General features: G+C 64.4%; 20 protein-coding genes. 7 read left to right on the forward strand and 13 right to left on the reverse strand.

Annotated elements, in window-relative coordinates; genetic code table 11:
• Nucleotides 1-9: 9 nt before the first annotated feature.
• From modB to WA145_RS05175, 3 genes are all read left to right on the forward strand, one after another.
• Nucleotides 10-690: a molybdate ABC transporter permease subunit gene (gene modB, locus WA145_RS05165; protein ID WP_422580536.1), complete on the forward strand. Its 681-nt coding sequence runs from the start codon at nt 10-12 to the stop codon at nt 688-690.
• Nucleotides 687-1,829 carry a molybdenum ABC transporter ATP-binding protein gene (gene modC / locus WA145_RS05170; protein WP_422580537.1) on the forward strand — a complete coding sequence of 381 codons (1,143 nt, stop codon included), beginning with the start codon at nt 687-689 and terminating at the stop codon, nt 1,827-1,829. Before modB ends, modC begins: the two co-directional genes overlap by 4 nt.
• 216 nt (nt 1,830-2,045) lie before the next feature.
• Complete coding sequence (locus tag WA145_RS05175) at nt 2,046-2,789, forward strand: hypothetical protein (RefSeq protein WP_422580538.1); 744 nt, start codon at nt 2,046-2,048, stop codon at nt 2,787-2,789.
• A 195-nt stretch (nt 2,790-2,984) separates the two neighbouring features.
• On the opposite strand, the gene WA145_RS05180 is transcribed toward WA145_RS05175, so the two are convergent.
• Nucleotides 2,985-3,509, reverse strand: coding sequence for a DUF962 domain-containing protein (locus tag WA145_RS05180; protein ID WP_422580539.1), 525 nt, complete (start codon nt 3,507-3,509; stop codon nt 2,985-2,987).
• 89 nt (nt 3,510-3,598) lie between these two features.
• Between WA145_RS05180 and WA145_RS05185 the strand changes: the two genes are divergently transcribed.
• Both WA145_RS05185 and WA145_RS05190 read left to right on the forward strand, forming a co-directional pair.
• Complete coding sequence (locus tag WA145_RS05185) at nt 3,599-4,282, forward strand: Crp/Fnr family transcriptional regulator (RefSeq protein WP_422580540.1); 684 nt, start codon at nt 3,599-3,601, stop codon at nt 4,280-4,282.
• A gap of 92 nt (nt 4,283-4,374) precedes the next feature.
• Nucleotides 4,375-6,357 (forward strand): alkaline phosphatase D family protein, encoded by a 1,983-nt coding sequence (locus WA145_RS05190; RefSeq protein WP_422580541.1) that lies wholly within the window; start codon nt 4,375-4,377, stop codon nt 6,355-6,357.
• A 45-nt stretch (nt 6,358-6,402) separates the two neighbouring features.
• Here the strand turns inward: WA145_RS05190 and WA145_RS05195 are convergent, their stop codons facing one another.
• The 4 genes from WA145_RS05195 to WA145_RS05210 form a co-directional block, all read right to left on the reverse strand.
• Nucleotides 6,403-7,287: a serine hydrolase domain-containing protein gene (locus tag WA145_RS05195; RefSeq protein WP_422580542.1), complete on the reverse strand. Its 885-nt coding sequence runs from the start codon at nt 7,285-7,287 to the stop codon at nt 6,403-6,405.
• Between the two features lie 186 nt (nt 7,288-7,473).
• On the reverse strand, nt 7,474-8,787 hold the full coding sequence (locus WA145_RS05200) for an NAD(P)/FAD-dependent oxidoreductase (protein ID WP_422580543.1): 1,314 nt from the start codon (nt 8,785-8,787) through the stop codon (nt 7,474-7,476).
• A gap of 39 nt (nt 8,788-8,826) precedes the next feature.
• Nucleotides 8,827-8,973 (reverse strand): hypothetical protein, encoded by a 147-nt coding sequence (locus WA145_RS05205; RefSeq protein ID WP_422580544.1) that lies wholly within the window; start codon nt 8,971-8,973, stop codon nt 8,827-8,829.
• Nucleotides 8,974-9,062: 89 nt separating this feature from the next.
• Nucleotides 9,063-9,467 carry a MerR family transcriptional regulator gene (locus WA145_RS05210; RefSeq protein WP_422580545.1) on the reverse strand — a complete coding sequence of 135 codons (405 nt, stop codon included), beginning with the start codon at nt 9,465-9,467 and terminating at the stop codon, nt 9,063-9,065.
• 77 nt (nt 9,468-9,544) lie between these two features.
• Between WA145_RS05210 and WA145_RS05215 the strand changes: the two genes are divergently transcribed.
• A complete protein-coding gene (locus WA145_RS05215; protein ID WP_422580546.1) occupies nt 9,545-10,774 on the forward strand; it encodes an NADH:flavin oxidoreductase/NADH oxidase family protein in 1,230 nt (409 codons plus the stop codon).
• Here the strand turns inward: WA145_RS05215 and WA145_RS05220 are convergent.
• From WA145_RS05220 to WA145_RS05235, 4 genes are all read right to left on the reverse strand, one after another.
• Nucleotides 10,771-11,427 carry a cupin domain-containing protein gene (locus WA145_RS05220; RefSeq protein WP_422580547.1) on the reverse strand — a complete coding sequence of 219 codons (657 nt, stop codon included), beginning with the start codon at nt 11,425-11,427 and terminating at the stop codon, nt 10,771-10,773. The genes WA145_RS05215 and WA145_RS05220 overlap by 4 nt on opposite strands.
• A gap of 80 nt (nt 11,428-11,507) precedes the next feature.
• Nucleotides 11,508-13,238 carry a methyl-accepting chemotaxis protein gene (locus tag WA145_RS05225; protein WP_422580548.1) on the reverse strand — a complete coding sequence of 577 codons (1,731 nt, stop codon included), beginning with the start codon at nt 13,236-13,238 and terminating at the stop codon, nt 11,508-11,510.
• Nucleotides 13,239-13,336: 98 nt separating this feature from the next.
• Nucleotides 13,337-14,407: an FAD-dependent oxidoreductase gene (locus tag WA145_RS05230; RefSeq protein ID WP_422580549.1), complete on the reverse strand. Its 1,071-nt coding sequence runs from the start codon at nt 14,405-14,407 to the stop codon at nt 13,337-13,339.
• The gene (locus tag WA145_RS05235; RefSeq protein WP_422580550.1) at nt 14,404-15,417 is read right to left on the reverse strand and encodes an AraC family transcriptional regulator; all 1,014 of its coding nucleotides are present in this window, start codon (nt 15,415-15,417) and stop codon (nt 14,404-14,406) included. The genes WA145_RS05230 and WA145_RS05235 overlap by 4 nt, the downstream gene beginning before the upstream one ends.
• A 99-nt stretch (nt 15,418-15,516) precedes the next feature.
• On the opposite strand from WA145_RS05235, the gene WA145_RS05240 reads away from it, so the two are divergent.
• Nucleotides 15,517-16,587 carry a fatty acid desaturase gene (locus tag WA145_RS05240; RefSeq protein ID WP_422580551.1) on the forward strand — a complete coding sequence of 357 codons (1,071 nt, stop codon included), beginning with the start codon at nt 15,517-15,519 and terminating at the stop codon, nt 16,585-16,587.
• Between the two features lie 4 nt (nt 16,588-16,591).
• Here the strand turns inward: WA145_RS05240 and WA145_RS05245 are convergent, their stop codons facing one another.
• From WA145_RS05245 to WA145_RS05260, 4 genes are read right to left on the reverse strand one after another with little or no spacing between them, the layout of a single operon-like run.
• Entirely contained in the window at nt 16,592-17,302 is a 711-nt protein-coding gene (locus WA145_RS05245; protein WP_422580552.1) for a DUF3047 domain-containing protein, read from the reverse strand.
• Entirely contained in the window at nt 17,302-19,443 is a 2,142-nt protein-coding gene (locus tag WA145_RS05250) for an FAD-dependent oxidoreductase (RefSeq protein WP_422580553.1), read from the reverse strand. Before WA145_RS05250 ends, WA145_RS05245 begins: the two co-directional genes overlap by 1 nt.
• Nucleotides 19,436-20,404, reverse strand: a complete 969-nt coding sequence (locus tag WA145_RS05255) for a hypothetical protein (protein ID WP_422580554.1) — start codon at nt 20,402-20,404, stop codon at nt 19,436-19,438. Before WA145_RS05255 ends, WA145_RS05250 begins: the two co-directional genes overlap by 8 nt.
• Nucleotides 20,404-21,783: a sodium:solute symporter gene (locus tag WA145_RS05260; protein ID WP_422580555.1), complete on the reverse strand. Its 1,380-nt coding sequence runs from the start codon at nt 21,781-21,783 to the stop codon at nt 20,404-20,406. Before WA145_RS05260 ends, WA145_RS05255 begins: the two co-directional genes overlap by 1 nt.
• Between the last annotated feature and the right edge of the window lie 26 nt (nt 21,784-21,809).

Here is a 21,809-nt window from a genome sequence, read left to right on the forward strand (position 1 = left end):
GCTGCTGCGATGCCACTGACTAAAGCCGATCTTGCTGCGGTTCTGCTGACCCTGGAGCTGGCATCGCTGACCACCCTGTTGCTGCTGCTGATCGGTACGCCGATTGCCTGGTGGCTGGCGCGCACTGAGTCGCGCTGGAAGCAGCCGATTGGCGCCATCGTCGCGCTGCCGCTGGTGCTGCCGCCGACGGTGATCGGCTTCTATCTGCTGGTGAGCATGGGCCCGCATGGCTTTATCGGCCAGCTGACCCAGAGCCTCGGTCTGGGCACCTTGACCTTTACTTTTACCGGGCTGGTGATCGGCTCGGTGTTCTACTCCCTACCCTTTGTCGTGCAGCCGCTGCAGAACGCCTTCGAGGCGATTGGCCGGGGTCCGCTGGAGGCCGCCGCTACCTTACGTGCCGGGCCTTGGGATGCGTTCTTTACGGTGGTGCTGCCGCTGGCCAAACCGGGCTTCGTCACCGCAGCGATTCTCGGCTTCGCGCATACCGTGGGCGAGTTCGGCGTGGTGCTGATGATTGGCGGCAATATCCCCGGCCAGACTCAGGTGGCGTCTGTGCAAATCTACAACCATGTGGAAACCATGCACTACGCCCAGGCCCACTGGCTGGCGGGCGGCATGCTGCTGTTCTCCTTTATCGTGCTGCTGGCACTGTATTCCGGGCGCAGCCGCTCTCGGGTGTGGCAATGATCTGGCCATTCTTGCGGCGTACTCCGACGATACGCACGGTCGCCGCACCGGGTGAAATCCAGGCGCGCTTTAAGGTGGCGCATGCGGGTTTCAGCCTGGATGTTGAGTTGAACCTTCCGGGTCGCGGCGTCAGCGCCCTGTTCGGTGATTCCGGCTCGGGCAAGACCAGTTGCCTGCGTTGCTTTGCCGGGTTGGATCAGCCGCGCCAAGGCTATCTGCAGGTCAATGGCGAGCTTTGGCAAGACAGCGCCCAGGGTATTTTCGTCCCGGCGCATCAGCGTGCCGTCGGTTATGTGTTTCAGGATGCCAAGCTGTTCGCCCACCTCACGGTGTGGCGCAATCTGCAGTACGGGCTGAAGCGCATCCCCGCAGCCCTGCGGCGAATTGCCCTGGAGCAGGCGGTGGAACTGCTCGGTATTGAGCATCTGCTGGAGCGCTTGCCAGGCAAGCTATCCGGCGGCGAACAGCAGCGCGTAGGCATTGCCCGCGCCCTGCTGACCAGCCCGCGTCTGCTGCTGCTGGACGAGCCGCTGGCGTCCCTCGATCTCAAGCGCAAACAGGAGGTGCTGCCCTATCTGGAGCGCTTGCATCAGGAGCTGGAGATTCCGATTGTTTACGTCAGCCATTCGCCGGATGAAGTGGCGCGCCTGGCCGATCACCTGGTGTTGCTGGAGGACGGCCAGGTCAGCGCCAGCGGCCCGTTGAAAGAAACCCTGCTGCGCGCCGACCTGCCGTTTGTCTTCGAGGACGATGCCGAAGCGGTGGTCGATGGCCTGGTCAGTGGCCATGATCCGGCCTACGGATTGCTCTCGTTGCAATTGCCCGGCAGCGCCATCCACCTGCGCTTGCCCCATGGGCCGTTGCCGTTGGGCCTGTCGGTGCGGATCAAGGTCAAGGCCCGCGATGTCAGCCTGAGCCTGCAGCAGGCCGAGGCCAGCAGCGTGCTCAACCTGTTGCCCGCGCGGGTAATCGACTGGATCAACGTCACCGAGCAGGCCCATGTGCTGGTGCGCGTGCAGGTCGGTGGTGAGCAACTGATCGCGCGCATCACCCGTTACTCCTTCGACCGCCTGCAGATCCAGCGCGAGCAAAGGCTGTGGGCGCAGGTCAAGTCGGTGTCACTGTTGAGTAGCTGCTGAGCCTCTACCCAGGCTCCGCTGCGCGCTGCCTGCATGGCTGTTGTGGTTTTTCAGGCGTGCGTGCTGTACAAGCTGGCCGAATAGGTGCATTTTTCCGACGAAATCACTCTTTATGCTACTTTTCTCTAATATTCAGTACAGTACCCTTTAGTACCAGAGCGAATAAGCTGATCTGGTTTAGCATTGCTCACAAAAATAATAAGGAGCACCCTCCGTATGCGTTCCACAACGCTGTTTCGCCCGCTGTTGCTCGCGGTCATCGGGTTGTTGGCCGGCCTTTCGCCGCTGACCTATGCCCAGGCTGTTACCCCCCATGAAGAAGTCCAGGTACAGGCCAGCCGTGTCACCAGCAGCCTGATGTTGTTACGCGGCGAGGGTTTCCAAAAGAAACACCAGGACGCCCTGGAAACCGATCTGCAAGCCCTTGCCGCAGCGATGCAGGCCCTGCCACAGAACAGCGATGCCCTGCGCAGCGCCCATCAGGAACTGGTGGTACAGATCCGCCGTGGCGTGGCCTTTGGCCCGAAAGAGGAAGACTTGCCCTGGCGCTACCCGGAAGAGCTGAGCAAAGCCCTGCTCAGCGTGCTCGAGGAAGCCCGCAAGCTGGCCGGCCCGGATGACAGCGAGCTGGCTGCCAAACTCGAATACCTCTCCGTGCAGTACCTCAGCCGCTCCTATCTTGGCTCTTTTGAAACCGCTCGCGAGCAGCCTGACACCTACCTTGGCCAGGACGAACGCAAGATCGTGCCATCGGTGGATGCGCAATTGGCCGCGTTGGATGGCAAGACCGATCCGCAGGTGGGCAAGCTGAAAACCCGCTGGGATTACCTCAAGGCCGCACTGGTCGACCTCAACAGCCAGAGCAGCGCCCTGCAGAGCGCCTCGGGCCGGCCGTTTGCGCCGATCACCGTGTATCGCCATACCCGCTCGCTGACCACGCAATGGATGGCGATGTATTGAGGTCTGTCTTGGATCTGCTGCGCGTCGGCGATACTGCGTTAAAAATGGCCTCGGGCTGCTCATTTACAGTCGTAAACTCCGCGCCCTCGGCTATTTTGACCAGCCGAAGGCTGTTACTAACGTAGCGCCTTGTCTCGCTCTAGCTCGCGAGATCCGGATCGGTTCTAGCAGGTCATCGATGTTGGTCTAGTAGCCTCAGGCCGTGGCTTTCTTCTCGCGAATACAGGTCGGGCCGGCGCGCTCGACTATGGCGTGTTCGACCTCTTTGCGCAGGCCCAGCAGGAAGGCCGCTTCGGCGGCGACGAACAGTGGGCCGATCACCAGGCCCATCACGTCATCGACAAACGCCGGTTTGCGCCCTTCGTAGTAATGACCGACAAACTGGATGATCCAGCCGATCACAAACAGGCCAATACCGCCGCTTAGCCACACCGCCGTCGATTGCACGGCCAGGCCCGCCGCCGCCCACAGGCTGAGCACCAGCAGCAGCGCCATCAGCAGGCCGAAACGCAGGTCCAGGCATAGGTAGAAGATCCCCGCCGCCAGGGCCACCAGCAGCGCCGGGGACAGCCACAGGCCGAGCAGCTCGAAGCCAGGACGCGACAGCAATACGGCGACCGCCACCACGATCAGTGGAATACCGATAAAGTGGCTGAGAATATTGCGGTGGTCGCGGTGATACGCCGCGTATTGAGCCAGATGATCGACCAGGGTTTTCATTATGGTGTTCCTTATGCAAGACCGGTGGCCAGCATGAACCCGCGCCCGCATCCCGCTCTGTCAGCTAGCCGACAAACAGGCCGCCAGCAATGAACAGCGCCGCCAGCTATCAGGCGCGCCTGCGTCAGGGGCACTGGTTCAGCGCCCTGCCCGCCGCCCTGCAGGAGGCGCTGCTGGCTTGCGCCCAGGTGCAGCAACTGGCGCCCGGGCAGGTGCTGTTTCGTCGTGGCGACAAACCCTGTGGCCTGTATGCGGTGGTCGAGGGCGGTATGCGCATCGGTGCGGTCAGCGCCACCGGCAAGGAAGCGCTGCTGACCCTGGTCGAGCCGCCCTACTGGTTTGGCGAAATCTCCCTGTTCGACGGCCAGCCGCGCACCCACGATGCCTTTGCCGAAGGCGCGACTACCCTGCTGCTGGTGCCGCAGGCGCGCCTGCTGGCGCTGCTCGAACAGCAACCGCAGTACTGGCGCGACTTCGCCCTGCTGATGAGCCAGAAACTGCGCCTGGCGTTTATCGCCCTGGAAGAGATGAGCCTGCTGCCCGCCGCTCCGCGCCTGGCTCGGCGGTTGCTGCTGATTGCCGAAAATTACGGTGAAGGCGAGCCGCGCCGCGTGCTGCACCTGCCGCAGGAGCAGCTGGCGCTGATGCTGGCGATCTCCCGGCAGACCACCAACCAGATCCTCAAGGAGCTGGAAAGCCAGGGCATCCTGCGCCTGACCTATGGCGAGATCGAACTCCTCGATCTGCCGCGCCTGCGCCAGGCGGCGCAGTAACGTTTTGCTACATGGCGGTCAGCACGCGGGGAATCTCTGCGGTCAGCGGCGCTCTATGATTGACCCCTATCTTTACTAGAGCTGCTGTCCGGATGCCGATACCCGCCACTGTTACCCACGCCGACCTGCCCCTGGTACTGGCCGGCCCGCTGCTGCGCCGCATGCAGCCGCAGCGCTTGGTGCTCTGGCTGGTCGGCAGTAGGCCGTTGACGTTGAGCCTGCAGCTGAACCATGGCGACGCGCCCGAGCCACAGCGCTTGCCGCTGAATGGCGACAGCTGCCAGGTTATCCAGGTCGGCGAGCAGGCATTTATCCACCTGATCGACCTGAAGCTGGAGACGCCGCTGCCCTGCGATATGCAGATCGACTACGACCTGCTGATCGAACAGCCCGGTCAGGCCGCGCTGGGCATCGCCGACTGGGCGCCGCACCTGCTGTATGACGGCGCGACCCAGGCCAATTTCGTCCTGCGTGCGCAGCTGGATCATCTGCTGCATGGCTCCTGCCGCAAGCCGCATCACCTGGCGGCCGATGGCCTGCTCTGCGCCGACCGCCTGTTGGCCGAAGGGCATCCACCCGAACAGCGCCCGGCGTTGCTGCTGATGAGCGGCGATCAGATCTACGCCGATGACGTCAGCGGACCGCTGCTGCGGGCGATTCATCAGGTGATCGAACGCCTCGGTTTGTTCGGCGAGCATCTGCAAGGTGCGGTGGTCGATGACAGCACCGCGCTGTACCAGCATCCGGCCAGTTACTACCAGCGTGCCGAGTTGCTGCCGGCGCTGAAAAGCAACGACACCCTGCGCGAGCGGTTTTTCGGCGGTGTGGAGAAGCCGGTGTTTACCACCAGCAGCGCCGACAACCACCTGGTCACCTGCGCCGAAGTGCTGGCCATGTACCTGCTGGTCTGGTCGCCCGTGCCCTGGACCTTGCTGGATGCCGCAATGCCGGCACTCAGCACCGAGGAAGTGCCGCGCTACCAGGCCGAGCGTGGGCGTATCGAGGCATTTCGCGGCGGCTTGGGCCAAGTCGCCCGTGCCCTCGCCCACCTGCCGACGCTGATGATCTTCGATGACCACGACATCACCGACGACTGGAACCTCTCCGCGCAGTGGGAAGAAACCGCCTACGGCCACCCGTTTTCCAAGCGCATCATCGGCAATGCGCTGATCGCCTACCTGCTGTGCCAGGGCTGGGGCAACAACCCGGAGGTGTTCGCCAAGCCGCTGCAGATGATCCGCGCGATGACCGAGGGGCGTGATGCCGCCAACCATATGCACAGCCCGCCACAGGATGCGCTGATCGACGAGCTGCTGGGCTTTCACCAGTGGCAATTCGTGCTGCCGAGCACCCCGGCGCTGCTGGTGCTGGACACCCGCACCCGGCGCTGGCGCAGCGAGCGCAACCGCAAGCGGCCATCCGGTTTGCTCGATTGGGAAGCGCTGTGCGAGTTGCAGCAGGCGCTGCTCGATCATCCGTCGGCGATCATCGTCTCGCCGGCGCCGATGTTTGGCGTCAAGCTGATCGAGACCATCCAGAAGGTGTTCAGCTGGGCCGGTCATCCGCTGATGGTCGATGCGGAAAACTGGATGGCCCACCGTGGTGCGGCGCAGGTGATGCTGAACATCTTCCGCCACTCACGCACGCCGGGTAACTACGTGATCCTCTCCGGCGATGTGCATTACTCGTTTGTCTACGAGGTGCTGATCCGCCAGCGCAAACGCGGCCCACAGCTCTGGCAGATCACCAGCAGCGGCCTGAAAAACGAATTCCCGCCGCGCCTGCTCGATTGGTTCGACCGCCTCAATCGTTGGCTCTACGCACCCTGGTCGCCACTCAACTGGCTGACCACACGCCGGCGCATGCAGGTCACACCGCGTATCCCCTCGCGCAGCAAGGCTGGCGAACGCCTGTGGAATGGCGCGGGGCTGGGTCAGGTGTGGTTCAACGAGCAAGGCCAGCCGCGCGCGATCTACCAGCTGAATGCCGATGGCTCGCCAGCGGTGGCCTTTGTCGATGAGCGTGAACAGCGCCTGCCGTGCGAAGTGCCCGGCGAAGTATCCGCCAATCGCTAACCAGCAATGCGAGGAGGTGGCCCGCACAAGGCCGGCTCAGGCTTCTCAGTTGACGTCCAAGATATCTAATAAGCGCTCTACAGCATCTGCCTCGGCAGCACCCTGGTCAGCGCCGTCGCGAAACACGGCACAAGTCGCCGTCTTACTGCGGTATACGCAGCGGTGGACTGCCACGACACTGCCGGGCCCACTTCCCGTATGGCCAGACACTGTCAGTCCGGATTCGATCGTGCCGTGCATGAGACCAAGGCCGTAGCCCGGAGCTGCCCAGGGGCGGCCGGGAATTGGTCCTCCGAGTTTGTGAGTCGCCTGCATTTCACTCAGCAGTTCTTTCGGCAGAAGGTGGCCAGCCAGCAGTCCATCCAGGAATAGGGCCGCCTCTGCAAGTGAACCGACAAGCAGCCCGTGATAGACCCAGCCGGGATCGTATTCGCGAGCTGCTCCCAGATAAACGCCGCCTAAGTCAGCTGTTTTGCGAGCCAGGCGAATGTGCGACAAGCCGAGTGGCACCAAGGCTCGTTGGGCCAATGCCTCTTCAAGAGGGAGGTTGGTCATCTGCTCAATCAAGTTCGCTACATACATGTAGCCCACATTGGAATAGCGCCAGCCCGTCCCCGGCGCGTAGCGCAATCTGGTCGCGTCAAGACGTTGCAGCATTTCAGATGCAGACCAAGGCGTTGCATTACCGGCCACGGCGGCATGATATTCGTCCAGCTCGCCATAGTCCGCCAGCCCAGCTTCATGCCGTAGTAGCTGGCGCAAGCTGAACGGGTCGCCTGGCAACTTGTCGTCGAGTCCGATCTTCCTGTCGCGCACCAGCGACAAGGCAACGGTGGCCAGCACCGTCTTGGTAAAGCTCCACCAGGGAATGATCAAGCCCGAGGGCTGAGAAGCATGCAGGCAACCATTCGAAACGACAGCGAGATTCATCGATGAAAGCTCGGGGAAGGGCAGGCGGACAGTGTCACCGCAGCAAGCAAGGGAAGCAAACCAGGCATTGGTGTTCCGCAAACTGGTCGCCGCTGCCGCCCGCTAGCCACCATTCTCCGCCCTGGCACCTGCCGACCTAGATTGGACAGCCATTATCGGCATCGGCACTTTTAGCGCGCGGCATACTCAGCGCAGTTTTTCCAGCATCTGGTAGTACCACATGCCGGCGGCCAGCATCGGGTTGCCGAACACATCGCCCAGCGGCACCTTGATGTGTTTGCAGGCGGCAAAGGTGTCGTAGTGGCCGAGGGTGCCGGTCAGGGCGTTGGCCATGATCTCGCCCATGATGTGGCTGGTGGCGATGCCATGGCCAGAGTAGCCCTGGCAGTACCAGACGTTGTCCGAGAGCTTGCCCAGCTGCGGGATGCGGTTGATCACGATGCCCATGGCGCAGCTCCACTGGAAGTCGATAGCGACGCCCTTGAGCTGGGGGAAGGTCTGTTCGATGCCGGGGCGCAGCTCGGCGGCGATATCCCGTGAATCACGCCCCGAGTAGTTGCAGCCGCCGCCGAACAGCAGGCGGCCGTCGGCGGTCAGGCGGTAGTAATCGAGGACGAAGCGGCAGTCGTCCACGGCCAGGTCCTGCGGGTTGATCTGCTTGGCCAGCTCACCCAGCGGCGCGGTGGTGACGATGCCGCCCATGGCCGGGAAGATCATGCCCTTGAGCTTTTTCGGCTCCAGCTTGTGGTACACGTCGCCGGCCAGCAGTACCTGCTTGGCGTTGATCCGCCCTTGTGCGGTGACCACTGCCGGGTTGGCGCCATGCACAATCTCCAGCACTTCGGAGTGCTCGAAAATCAGCGCGCCCAGGCTGGCGGCGGCGCGGGCCTCGCCGATGCACAGGTTGAGCGGGTGCAGGTGCATATTGCGGGTGTTCTTTAGCGCGCCGCTGTACAGGTCGCTGGCCAGGTGGCTGCGCACGCCGCCGCGATCGAGCAGGGTCACGTCAGCCGCCATACCGCGGCGTACCGCTTCGGCGTAGGTGGCCTCAAGCTCCTGCATATGCACGGGCTTCATCGCCGCGTGCAGATGGCCGTGCTTGAGGTCGCACTGAATGCCGTACTTCTCCACGCGCTGCTTGATGATGGCGTGGCCGCGCCAGCGCAGGTGCCAGATAAAGTCTTCAACCTCCTCGCCCAGGCTGTTGCGCATCTGTTTGGCCATCGCTGCATCGCCCGACAGGCTGCCGGTGACCTGGCCGCCGTTGCGCCCGGTGGCGCCCCAGCCGATCTTGTTGGCTTCGACAATCGCCACTTTCAGGCCGCGCTCGGCCAGCTCCACGGCAGACGCCACGCCGGTAAAGCCGCCGCCGATGATCACCACATCGACGCTGACCTCGCCCTGCAAGGTCGGGTAGTCGGTTTCTTCATTGAGGCTGGCGCTGTAGTAGGACGGGCAGCGCTCGGCGGCCGGGGTAACGGGGTTGAGGGCGGCATTCATAAGCAGCTTCCTGGTAGACGACGGGAGTGGGCAGAGCAGTCAGGGCTGAACGGTCCAGTCATCCGGCGGGCGCGCGTGACGGCAATGCCACAACGCCCAGAATGCCAGGGTGTGCGGCAGTTTGACCTGGTCACGCGGCGCGGCGGCGTGCAGGGGAGCGGGGGAAAACACACGGGAAGAGCGCATGGCCACAAGGTTCACACAGGGTCATGCGTTGGTTAAATGCGGTTTTTTACATGCTTGGTTGCTGTTGGGCTAAACATTACGCGCGTCCCTCAGTCACCGCGTAACTGCGCCATCACCCGCTCGGCGTTCTCGGCGCAGGGCATGCCGTCGGGTTTACTCTCGATGCTGGCGATAATGCCCAGCAGTTGCGCCTTGTTCTGCGCCAGGCGCTGTTGCATGGCCTCGATCTCACCGACCTTGCGCTGCAGGCTGGCCAGCAGTTCCGCGTGCGCCAGGCCCTGTGAGTCGCCCTGCGGCAGCAGCCGGCGGATTTCGTCGAGGCTGAAGCCGGCCTGCTGCGCGCAGCTGATAATGCCCAGGGTCTGCACGGCCTGCTCCGGGTAGCGGCGGTAGCCGTTGGCCTGACGTTGAGCGCTGATCAGCCCACTGGCCTCATAGAAACGAATGCGCGACGCCGCCAGCCCCGTGCGGCTGGCCAGTTCACCGATTTTCATTCTCTGCACTCCGGGCTATTGACCTTAAAGTTGACTTTAACCTTAGCCTTGCGCCATCTGCTACCTCGGAGTACGCCATGCCTGCCTTTCAACCGCTGCAACTGCCCAACGGCACCGTGATCACCAACCGTATCGCCAAGGCGGCGATGGAGGAGAACCTGGCCGACGCTAGCCAGGGCCCATCCGCCGAATTGCTGCGCCTGTACCAGGCCTGGGCCGAGGGCGGTGCCGGCTTGCTGCTGACCGGTAACGTGATGGTCGACCGCCGCGCCATGACCGGTCCTGGCGGCGTGGTGCTGGAAGATGCGCGCCAGCTGGATAAATTCCGCCAGTGGGCGCGGATCAGCCGCGCTCAAGGCGCGCAGGTCTGGATGCAGATCAACCACCCCGGCCGGCAGATGCAGGCCAACCTCGGTCAGCAAACCGTTGCACCGTCAGCGGTCGCGCTGGAGCTGGGCGGCCTGTCGAAGATGTTCCCGCTGCCCAAGGCACTGGATGAGGCGGAAATCCAGGCCCTTATTCAGCGCTTTGCGCGCACCGCTCAATTGGCTGAGCAGGCCGGCTTTACCGGCGTACAGGTTCATGCGGCGCACGGTTATCTGCTCAGCCAGTTCCTTTCGCCGCTCAGCAACAAGCGCACCGACCGCTGGGGCGGCACCCTGGAAAACCGCGCACGGCTGTTGCTGGAGGTGGTCAAGGCGGTACGGGCTGCAGTGGCGCCGAGCTTCTGCGTGGCGGTCAAACTCAACTCGGCGGACTTCCAGCGTGGCGGTTTCGACGCGGCCGATGCCAAGCAGGTGGTGCAACTGCTCAATGAGCAGGCGGTTGATCTGGTCGAGCTGTCCGGTGGTAGTTACGAAGCGCCGGCCATGCAGGGCGACGCCCGTGACGGCCGCACCCTGGCGCGCGAAGCCTACTTCCTGGAGTTCGCCGGTGAAATTGCCGCCGCGGCGACGATGCCGGTGATGGTCACCGGTGGCATTCGCCGTTTGCCAGTGGTCGAGCAAGTGCTGGCCAGCGGCGTGGCCATGGCCGGCATTGCCACGGCCTTGGCGATCAACCCGGCGCTACCCAAGCAGTGGCAGGCCGGCCAGCCCAGCAGCGCCGAGCTGCCGCCGATCCGCTGGAAGAACAAGGCGTTTGCCTCCCTGGCGTACATGGCGGTGGTGAAGTTTCAACTGCGCCAGCTCAGCTTGGGCAAACGCACCCATGTGCAGGTATCGCCACTGCGCGCCTTGCTGTTGGAACAACTCAAGGCCGCGCGGCGTACCCGGCTGTATAAGCGTCTGATGGTTGCTGGCAGCTAACCGGGAAGATGCCCGGTCTTCACCCAGATCAGGCAACCCTGTTCACTGAACGGGCTGTGCTCGGACAGGTGTGGGTTGCGTAGCCAGCTGCCGGCTGGGTAATCACCGAACTCATCCTGAAAGGTGCCTTCAAGCACCAGAATTTCCTCACCGCCCCAATGCCGATGGCGGTTGAAACGGCTGCCGGGTGCCCAACGTACCAGTGCCACATGCTCGCTGCCGTGTTGATGCAGCGGTAATACGCGCAGGCCAGGCACCAGGCCCGGCAGCCATTCGGCGTGCTTGCTGTCGATCAGCACGGGCTGATCATCGGCCGGATCAAACTGCATCAGTTTGACGAAGATCGTGCAGCCTTCCCGGCTGAACGGCGCATGCTGGCTGCCGATGGGGTTGCGCACATAGGTACCGGCCGGGTAGTCGCCGCGCTCATCGGAGAACACCCCGTCGAGTACCAGATACTCCTCGCCGCCCGGATGCTGATGCGCACTGAAGTGCGACCCCGCCGCATAGCGCACGATGCTGGTGGCCCGCGCCACTTCATCACCCATGCGATCGAGCATGCGCCGCTCAACGCCAGGCATAGGTGACGCCAGCCAAGGGCTGTCATCCGCAAGGATCACGGCACGCTGGCTAAAATCGGCGTTGAGTTGCATGGTCGGTAAACCTCCGGCGGTCTTGTAATCGCTGTGCACTGTGCGCGGCGCTAACCTGGTGTACAGATTAGCTGAGACGATCACGGTTCCGGCTTGTAACCCAGGCGTAAGCCGCCCCAATGGCGGCCCTGGAGCATGATCGGCACCGAGAGGTCGTGCATCAGCTCGCCGGTGTCGCGCATATAGGTCTGCAGCAGCAGCGGTTGCTGATGGCTGCCGCAGCGGATGCCGGTGCGGTCGTTGAACAGGCGCTTGCTGCGGCTCTTCAGGGTGTCGATGGCGCGGTCGCCGCAGGGCGGGTGGTTGAAGGCGTTGTTGTGTGTCGGCACATAGCCTTCGGCGGTGCAGGCGATGGCGAACACCAGGCCTTCGTGCTGGCTGAGCAACGGCTCCTGAATGGCCGGCAGCACCTGATCGGCATAGCTGTCGAAACGCGTCTTGTACTTGGCCGGGAAACTATTGGGGATCGGCTGATAGTGGCGGTCGAACAGGTCGTTGGCGCTGATCCGGCCGCCCTGGATATCCGCCTCGAACTGCGCGGCAATCTGCGCCGCCGCGCTGCGGGCGAGGTCGTAGATGCGCTGGTGGTAGTCATCCAGGCCGACTTCGGCGAGCTGTTCGCTGACGCTTTCGGCCTGCGCGACTAAACGTTCGGCGGCGCTGCTGAGCTGACGGGTCTGCCCTTCACTGTCGCCGACATCGCCGCGCAACTGGCCGACCGCCACCGACAGTTCGGCCAGACGCTCGTGGTTCTGCCGGGTGCCGCTGTCGATCTGGCTGACCTGGTTTTCCACGTCCACCGCCAGCTCGGCAATCCCCTGCAGCTGCTCGCCAGTGTGCTCGACCTGCTGCGCGGCCAGGGTCAGCTGTTCGGCCTGCTGCTGCATATGGCTGACCACCGCCGCGCTCTGCTGGCGAATATCGCTGACGATCTGCCCAACTTCTTCGGTAGCGCTGCTGGTGCGCCCGGCGAGGTTGCGCACCTCATCGGCAACCACGGCAAAACCACGACCGAGCTCACCGGCGCGGGCCGCTTCGATGGCGGCATTCAGCGCCAGCAGGTTGGTCTGGCTGGCAATCGACTGGATCACCTGGGTGACTTTCTCGATTTGCTCGGTGCGCGAACTGAGGCCATCGATCAGCTCGCGGCTGGTGGCGGTCTGCGCGCTCAGGTGCTGCATGGCGTCGATCGCGGCGCGCAGTTCCTGCTGCCCGCTGCTGCTGTTCTGCCGCACCTGCTGCGCCGCTTGCAGGGTTTGCTCGGCGCGCTGGGCGTTGGCCTGTTCGGTGTGGGTGATGGCCTCGGCAGCCTGGTTGATCTGCTCGGTGGCACTCAGCTGCGAGTGCAGTTTACCGGCCAGTTGCGCCGCCGCATGGGCCACTTCGGCGGCGGCCAGGGCGTTGTGGCAGGTCTGCCGCGACAGGCTCTGGCTCAGCGTGCTGAACCTGTTGTGCGGCGCATCGGCGGACGCTGGCTGCTCTTCATGCTGGCGCTGCCAGGGTCCCAGCCACGGCCACAGGGCCAGCAGCAGGAAGGACGGAATGCTGACAAACCACGGCAGCTGGATCTGCTGGTACGTCACCATCAACCCGGCCAACCCGATGGCATGCAGCAGGCAGGCCTTGGGATAGGTAATAAACGCGGAGCGCATGACAAACCTCATTATTTTTATTCTGGCCGAACCACCACCAGAAACTGCCTGTGGCGCGCCGCTTTGCAGTGGGCGGGCCATGCCTGCTGGAACCTGTGTGCGTGCAGCTGGAGATGCCTGGTAAGGCAATCGGCTGCTGTCGGCGAATCTATAGACCATAGCGGGTGAGGCTCCCTGCGGCCAATCTTTGTGGGAGGGTGATTCGAGCACCCATGGCGGTCTGAGGCCATGGCACTTTGGTCGCAGGTGATTCGTGTTTAGAGCCGGTGACGCTGGATAAAGCCCTTGTCGAGAAAATCCTTCCAGCGCCCGTAGAAGCGTCCGCCGGCACTGTGCCCGTGCCAGTCCAGCAACGCCCCACCGTCGCCCGTGGCGAGCAACGCCAGGCTCTGTCGTTGTGGGTGGTAGCGCTTGAGTGCCAGGCCGCGTAGCGCGGCGTTGAGGTTGGCGGCCAGCACCGGACCCTGGCGTACCGAATAGACCCCGCTCTTGCGCGCGCCGGGCAGGCTGGCGCAGTCGCCCACGGCGAAAATCGTCGGGTGGGTGTAGCTCTGCAGCGTCGGCGCAATCAGTACAAAGCCCTGTTCATCGCAGCCCAGCCCGCTGTGCGCCGGCCAGGCAAAGGCCTTGGCGCCGCTGGCCAGCAACAGCCGTTGACCACGCCAGACCGGCTCGTCGCCGCTGAACAGGCAGTCGTCCTCGATGCGGTTGATCGGGCAATCCTCGCGCACCCACACGCCGCGTTGGCGCAGATGGCCGAGGGCGCGCAGGCGCACGCCAGCGGACAAACCATCGAGCAGATGCCCGGCGCAGAACAGCGCCAGTTGCGGCACTTTTGCGGCCAAGGCCAATGCCAGCTCAACCCCCGCCGCGCCCCCGCCGAGAATCGCCAGGGGCTGCGGCTCGGCCTGCCAGCGCTGCCAACCGTCAAGAAATGTCGCGAAGGGTTTAACCGCCAACAGCTGCATGGCGTCGCCCTGCTGCGCAGGTGCAGAAACTTGCGCGCCGACATTTAGCGACAGCCAGCTGGCATTGAGGGTTTGCCCATCCGCCAGTTGCACTTGCTGCTGGGCGGCGGACAGGCTCTCCACTGGCGCGACGAGCAGTTCGACCTTGGCTGCGCGGCACAGCGCCTGCAGCTCGACCTGACAATCTTCCGGCCGATGCCGCCCGGCGAGCAGCCCCGGCAACATGCCGGAATACCAGGCCACCGGCCCGGCGCTGAGCAACGCAATCCGCCCCGGTGGCCGCTCAACCAGGGCCCAGCGGCGCAGCACGCCGAGGTGCGCGTGGCCAGCGCCGATCAATAGCAGGTCGTAATGTTTCATGGCTGTTTCAGTCCGTTGCGGTAATGGCTGGGCGCTTGCCCGGTCCAGCGTTTGAAGGCGCGGCTGAAGCTGCTGGTGTCGGCGAAGCCGAGCAGGTAGGCGATCTCGCTGATCGAGCAGCGTGGGTCGCGCATATGCTGCAGGGCGAGGCTGCGGCGGGTGTCGGCGAGCAGGCCTTCATAGTTGCCGCCTTCGTCGGCCAGGTGGCGTTGCAGGCTGCGCAGGCTCAGGTGCAGGGTCTGCGCGATGCGTTCGGCGGAGGGTTCGCCATCGGGTAATTGGGCCTCCAGGCAGGCGCGCACCTTGTGCGTCCAGGTGGCGTGCTGCAGCTGTTCGAGGGTGCGCTTGAGCACCGTTTCATTGTGCTCGGCCAGTTCCGGGTTGCCGTCGTCCAGGCGCTGCTCGAAGGCGGCGCGGGGAAAGCGCAGCAGGTTTTCCGCCGCGGCAAACAGCAGCGGCGCACGAAATACCGCATGCCAGGGCTGCGCATCCGCAGGCTCGGCGCGCTGCAGCTGCACCGCCAGCGGGGCGAAGTCGCGACCCAGGCGATTGCGGCAGCTGCGCACGTAGATCGCGGCAAAGGCATCCAGCGCCTCGGGGGCCGGTGGCGGGCTGTCGGGCGGTACGCGAAAGCAGAACTCGTAGCAGTCACCGGCCTCGCGCAACTCCAGCTGCAGGGCGTCGCTGACCACCCGGTGGTAACGCACGATGCGCTCGAACATTTCACGCAGGCTGCTGCTGGCGACCAGCGCGTAGCCGAGGGCGTGAAAGGTGGTCGGGCTGACGAACTGCGAGGTCTTCAGGCCCAGCGCCGGGTCGCCGCTGGCCTCGACCGCCAGTTGCCACAAGCGCGTAGTGATGGACAGCGGGCAGCGCGCGTTGGGGTCATCCAGCAGGCTTGGCTGCAGCCCGGCCGCCTGGCACAAGGCGGCACTGTCGAGGCCCAGGGCGTCGAGCTGCTTGCGCAGGGCACGGGTCCAACTGGCCAGGGTGGTGGGTTCGGCAGTCATGCAGATTGGCGGGTCCGGTCAACAGGTTGGCGTTCAGGGTCAGGCGCGGCTCTGGGCTTCACGGCACAGTGGCCACCTCATTAACAAGAGGATGTAGGCATGCCCCACTCCCCTGCAAGCACTGCTGCATTAAATGATGCGCAACGCGCCGCGCTGATCCGCCAACAGGTCATGGCCCACGGGGTCGAACTGCGTCAGCGCTTCCCCCTGCTCAAGCATCAGGACGCTCTCGGTGCCGGCATCCTGACCTTCGCCCTGGCCGGGATGATCGGCTCGGCGGCGTTGTATCTTGGCGACTATCTGGCCTGGTGGGCCTGTCTGTTGCTGAACGCCTTCTTCGCCTCGCTGACCCACGAGCTGGAGCACGACCTGATCCACTCGATGTATTTCCGCAAGCAGCGCGTGCCGCACAACCTGATGCTGGCGCTGGTCTGGCTGGCGCGGCCGAGCACCATCAACCCTTGGCTGCGTCGCCATTTGCACCTCAACCACCACAAGGTGTCGGGCAGCGAGCAGGACACGGAGGAGCGCGCCATCACCAACGGCGAGCCCTGGGGTTTTGCCCGCCTGCTGATGGTCGGCGACAACATGATGAGCTCGTTTATTCGCTGGCTGCGGGCGAGCAATCCCCAGCACCGCCGGCTGATTCTGAGCCGCACGCTGAAGGTCTTCGCGCCGTTGGGCCTGCTCAACTGGGGTACCTGGTATGGGTTTCTCGGCTTCCACCTGATCGACTTCGTGGCCAGCGCGCTGGGTGCGCCGGTGGCCTGGTCGGCGACCACTTTGCAGGTGATGGCGGTGGTCAATAGTGCCGTGGTGGTGCTGGTCGGCCCTAACGTGCTGCGCACCTTTTGTCTGCACTTTGTCAGCTCGAACATGCACTACTATGGCGATGTTGAGGCGGGTAACGTGATCCAGCAGACCCAGGTGCTCAACCCCTGGTGGCTGTGGCCGTTGCAGGCGTTCTGCTGCAACTTCGGCAGCAGCCACGCGATTCACCATTTCGTGGTCAAGGAGCCCTTCTATATCCGCCAGCTCAGCGTGCCGTTCGCCCATCAGGTGATGCGTGAGCACGGCGTGCGCTTCAACGATTTCGGCACTTTTGCCCGGGCCAATCGCTGGACGCGCCAGGCCGATAAGCGGCCTGCACAACAGACGCAAACGGCCTAAGGCTTTACTCGCCGCGCTGCAATTGTGGCGCGGCGAAATAGCTCTCGACCGATTCGCCGGTGTTGTCGCTGTCCGCTGCAAACACCACGCCGAGGATCTTGCGTGGCGCGCTGCCGAAGGCCGCGATGGCATCGGCGTTCAGGTCGCGGCTCTCGCTTAGCCATTGCCCCATGGGCGCTTCCGGGCCGCGCAGCACGTGCATTTCCACCGTCTCGGTGTAGGCGCTGCGGGCATGCCGGCCGGGCGCGGCGCGGTTGTCCCAGACGTAGCTGAGGGTCGCTGCCGGCAGGTCGGGGTCGAAGAAGGTGCGCGCCAGGCGCAGCTTCTGCCGGGTGACAAAGCTCAGCGAATCCAGCGGGTAATCCAGCAGCACATAGACCCGTGCGGCGTAGTCGTCGCCTTCACGGGTGGCGAAGCGCGCCTGCTTCAATGGCTGCTCGGTGCGCCACTGCCAGCTCAGTTGCCAGGGTTCTGCGCCATTTAAATTCAAGGGATGCAGCAGGCCGCCCGCCGCGGCGTCGGCCTGAATGCGCAGCACCTGTTGGCCGTCCTGCTCGACCAGCGTGCGCGTGGACGGTTTGAGTTTGGGGATATCCGCCAGGCGCCAGGGGGCCGACCATTCACCATTGGGCGGGCCGGCCGTCCAGGGTGTCAGTTGGTTCTCGGCCTGGGCCAGCGGCGTCAGCACCAGCAGGGCCAGCAGTAACCCGCGCATCAGCTGCGGCGCCAGGTATGGAAGCGCTCGACCAGGCGCAGCAGGCCTTGCGGGGCATGGGCGCGCTTCCATTCGCCGGCCGCGTATTTGTTGGCCTCGGCCATGGTCGGGTAGGTGTGGATGGTGCCGAGGATCTTGTTCAGGCCCAGGCCATGTTTCATCGCCAGTACGTATTCGGCGAGCAGTTCACCGGCGTGCTCGCCGACTATGCTCACGCCGAGAATCTGGTCCTTGCCCGGCACGGTCAGCACTTTGACAAAACCGAGGGCGGCCTCGTCGGCGATGGCCCGATCCAGGTCGTCGATGCCGTAGCGGGTCACCTCATAGGCGATGTTCTGCGCCTTGGCCTCGCCTTCAGAGAGACCGACGCGAGCGACCTCGGGATCGGTAAAGGTGCAGGCGGGGATGACTCGGTAATCCACCTTGAAGCGCTTAAAGCCGCTGAACAGCGCATTCACCGCGGCATACCAGGCCTGGTGCGCGGCCACATGGGTGAACTGGTACGGCCCGGTGACATCGCCCACCGCGTAGATATTGGGAAAGCGCGTGGCCAGGTATTCGTCGGTTTCCAGGGTGCCATTGGGTCGCAGAGTCAGGCCCAGTTCCTCGACGCCATAGCCGCTGACATTGGCCACCCGGCCGAGGGCCAGCAACAGGCCGTCGAAGGCGATGGTCACCTCCTCACCGGTGTCCACGCGGCGGGCGACCATGCGCTGCTCGCCATTGACCACTTCAAAGCGTTCGGCGCGGTGCTGCAGGCGCACATCGACGCCGTCGGCGCGCAGGCTACTAAGGACCAACTCGCTGGCGTCGGCATCCTCGCGGGGCAACAGGCGTTCGGCCAACTCCACCTGAATCACCTGGCTGCCGAGGCGCTGGAAGGCCTGGGCCAGCTCGCAGCCAATCGGCCCGCCACCCAGTACCAGCAGCCAACGCGGTTGTTCACGCAGGCTCCAGATGCTGTCCGAGGTATAGCTCTGCACCTGCTCCAGGCCGGGGATCTTCGGCACCAGCGGTCGCGCGCCGGCGGCGATGATCAGGTTGCGGCTGGTCAGGGTCTGGCCGTTCACTTCCACACTCCAGGGCGAGAGGATTTTCGCCTCGCCCTGGATCACATCCACGCCCAGGCCGCTGTAGCGCTCCACCGAGTCATGCGGTTCGATGTCGGCGATCACCCGCTGGATGCGCTGCATCACCGCCGGGAAATCCACCGTGCCCTGCACGCCGGTAAAGCCCAGGGCCGTGCCCTTTTTCAGTTCGTTGGCCAGCTTGGCCGAACGCAGCAGCGCCTTGGACGGCACACAGCCGGTGTTCAGGCAGTCGCCGCCCATCTGGTGTTTTTCGATCAGGCTGACCTTGGCCTTCACCGCTGCGGCGATATAGGCGCTGACCAGGCCGCCGGCACCCGCGCCGATCACCAGCAGGTTGCGCTCGAAGGTCTTGGGTTTGTGCCAGCCGGCATACACCCGTCGCGCCTGGATCAGGCCGAGCAGCTTGCGCGCAATCAGCGGGAACACCCCGAGCAGGACAAAGGCGCCCAGCAGTCCCGGTGAGAGGATGCCGGCCAGGGAGTCCAGCTGGCCCAGTTCACGCCCGGCATTCACATACACCAGGGTACCGGGCAGCATGCCGAGCTGGCTGACCCACCAGTAGGTGCGCACCGGCAGGCGGGTCAGGCCCATGGCCAGGTTGATCAGAAAGAACGGAAACAGTGGTACCAGACGCAGGGCGAACAGGTAGAACGCGCCTTCGCGCTCGACCCCGCTATTGATACCACTCAGGCGCTGACCAAAGCGGTTCTGCACCCAGTCGCGCAGCAGAAAGCGGCTGCTGAGCATGGCCAGGGTCGCGCCCAGCGTGGAGGCGAAGGACACCAGGACAAAGCCTTCGAGCAGGCCGAACAACGCGCCGGCCAGCAAGGTCATCAGCGCCGCGCCGGGTAGCGACAGGGCGGTCACCGCGACATAGGCGAGAAAGAACAGCCCGGCCGACTGCCAGGGGTTGCTCGCAACCTGGGCATTCAAGGCCGCCTGCTGCGCCTTAAGCGCGTCCAGGTTGAGGTACTGGCCAATATCGAAGACAAAGAAGCTGCCCAGCAGCGCGAGGATCAGACCCATCAGGGCGAGTTTGCGGCTATTCATCAGTCAGCGCCTCCAGGGCGCACAGGCTTTGGCACAGGCTGAAACCGGCCAGCAGGGCGTGTTCGGGGCGGTCGCTCAGTTGGCCGAGCACCCGTACATGGTAGGACAACGCCGCCGGGCTATGGGCAGGCCACTGGCGATCGAAGTCGGCGAGAAAAGCAGTGTGGTCGTAGTTCAGCGGCAGCGCTTCGATAAACAGGCCAGCGCGCTGGCAGCGGTACAGCGCCGCCGGGTGCGGCGTGCTGGCGATGCGGCTGAGCAGGCCATAACGGCCGCCGGCAAAGTTCGGCAATCCGGCCGCGCCGTTATTGATCAGCGCGCCGTGCTCAAGGTTCAACGCCACGGCCGAGCAAGTGTGGCTGGTGGCCAGAACCTGCACATTATTCGCGGCAAACCAGCTATCCAGTTGCTGCTGGCGCTGCGGGTCGCTGAGGGTTTCCCGCGAGCAGTTCCAGCCGGCCAGAGACTGCTCGTCGCCATGGCTGATCGCCACGCGCTGTCCGGCCACGCTGACCAGTGCGGTGCTTGGCCGGGCCGCCAGACGTGCAGCCATCCCCGGCAAGTCCTGCACGGTTCGGTTCAATTCCTGCTGAATGGCATTGGAGCGCTCGACCACCGCGTCATCCACTTCCATCGGGTAGGCACAGCCGCAGCCGGCGCCGCTGGCATCGGCACGGCCCAGTTCGGTTTCGACATTGCCGCGCAGGGCCAGATGGGCGGCGAGACCCTGCTCGATCTGCTGGAAAATTTGCGGTTCGCGGTCGAACCAGTGCGCGTCGCCGTTAAACACCACGCGCGCCTGCGGCTCGGCTGCCAGCCGTTGCTGCACGGCGGCCAGGGCCTGGCGATTGCCATACAGGCCGCCGACCACATAGAGCACGTCGCAGTCGAATAGCGGCTCGTCGGCAAAGGCATCCCGCGCCAGGCGGTAGTCCAGCGGGCAGTCGCGGCCGGCACGCATCAGGCGGCTCTCCGTAGCCAGCCGGGCAGCAGATAACCCAGCACACAGAGGCCCAGGCCATACAGGTTGGTGCCCAGCAGCAAGGCATATTTGCCCGTGCCGATGGCCCAGCTCTGCGGAATCCAGTTCAGGGTCAAGGCTACGCCAAGGCCCAGGCCGGTCCAGAAGCTCAGGTGAAAGCCCAGGCGAGTGGGCGTGGTCAGGCCGTGCAGAACGAATACCGGGGCCAGGCCAATCACCATGGTGCCGCTGATGGTGGTGGCCTTGAGAATATCGGTGCCGGCGATCATCGGCAGGTTGCCGAGCAGGGCGAACAGCACCATCACTGCCATGCCCACGCCAATGGCCTTCTGCCCCAGGTCGCGGCCGGCCAGTTTCGGCAGCTCGCGGCCGGCCAGCTTGGCCAGGCTGGAGAAGGTCGAGTCCAGGGTCGAGCCGGCGGCGGAGACCATCACCACGGTCATCACCAGCAGCGCGCCGATGCCCAGGCTCTTGGCCAGGGCCGCCGGTACGTTATCCGAGGCGGCCAGCCCGCTGAGCTGGGCGTGCACGCCGATCAGGCTAAAGGCCAGGATGGCGATAAAACCCAGCACCCCTGCGATTACGAAGGAGCGGCGCATGGCTTTCTCTTCGCTGATAAAGCCGCGATCGGTCAGCACCGGGTCATGGAAGCCGTAACTGAAGGCCTGCAGGCCGGCGACCAGCAGCAGGTCGACGCCGGCACTCAGCGCCCAATGGCTGGTGCTGGCCAGCTCGCTGGGCGAATGCTGCGGCAGCACCAGGCCGAGCACCCAGACCAGGGCGATGACGAAGATCGCCGCCTGCGCCGCGTCGGTGAGGATCGAGCTGCGCAGGCCGCCGCGCAGGCTGTAGGCCAGGGTCACGGCGGTAAACAGCAAGGCCGAGGCGATAAATTCGAAGCTGCCGGAGTCGCCGTAATAACCGCCGACCACCGCGGTGTTGCTCCACACCTCGTTGAACAGACGAATCAGAATCGCCGCCGAGAACGCCAGCGCCGCGCCACGGCCGTAATGGCTGCTCAAGAAGCTCACCAGACCGGTGGCGGCAAAGCGCCGACGCAGGCGGTAGATGACAAAGCCGGTGAGCGGGATCGACAGCCAGTACATGGCATAGGCCAGACCGCCGACCAGGCCGTAAGTGGCCCCCAGATTGGCGGCGTTGGTCACCGACTTGGCGAAGATCCAGCTGATAAAGATGCTCGAGGTGATCAGCCACGGGCTGGCGCTGCGGCCCTGGTTGTCCTCGCCATTGAAGAAGCCGCCGAGGGTTACGGCGCGCGGCGACAGCGCCAGCATCAGTGCGCCGTAAACCAGCAGAAAGCCCCAGAAGAACAGCCCGGTGAGACTGGTGGGTTGCATGCGAACTCCTTAATTGGTCAGGGCGT

The organism is Pseudomonas sp., assembly GCF_049301935.1.
Classification (GTDB): Bacteria; Pseudomonadota; Gammaproteobacteria; order Pseudomonadales; family Pseudomonadaceae; genus Aquipseudomonas.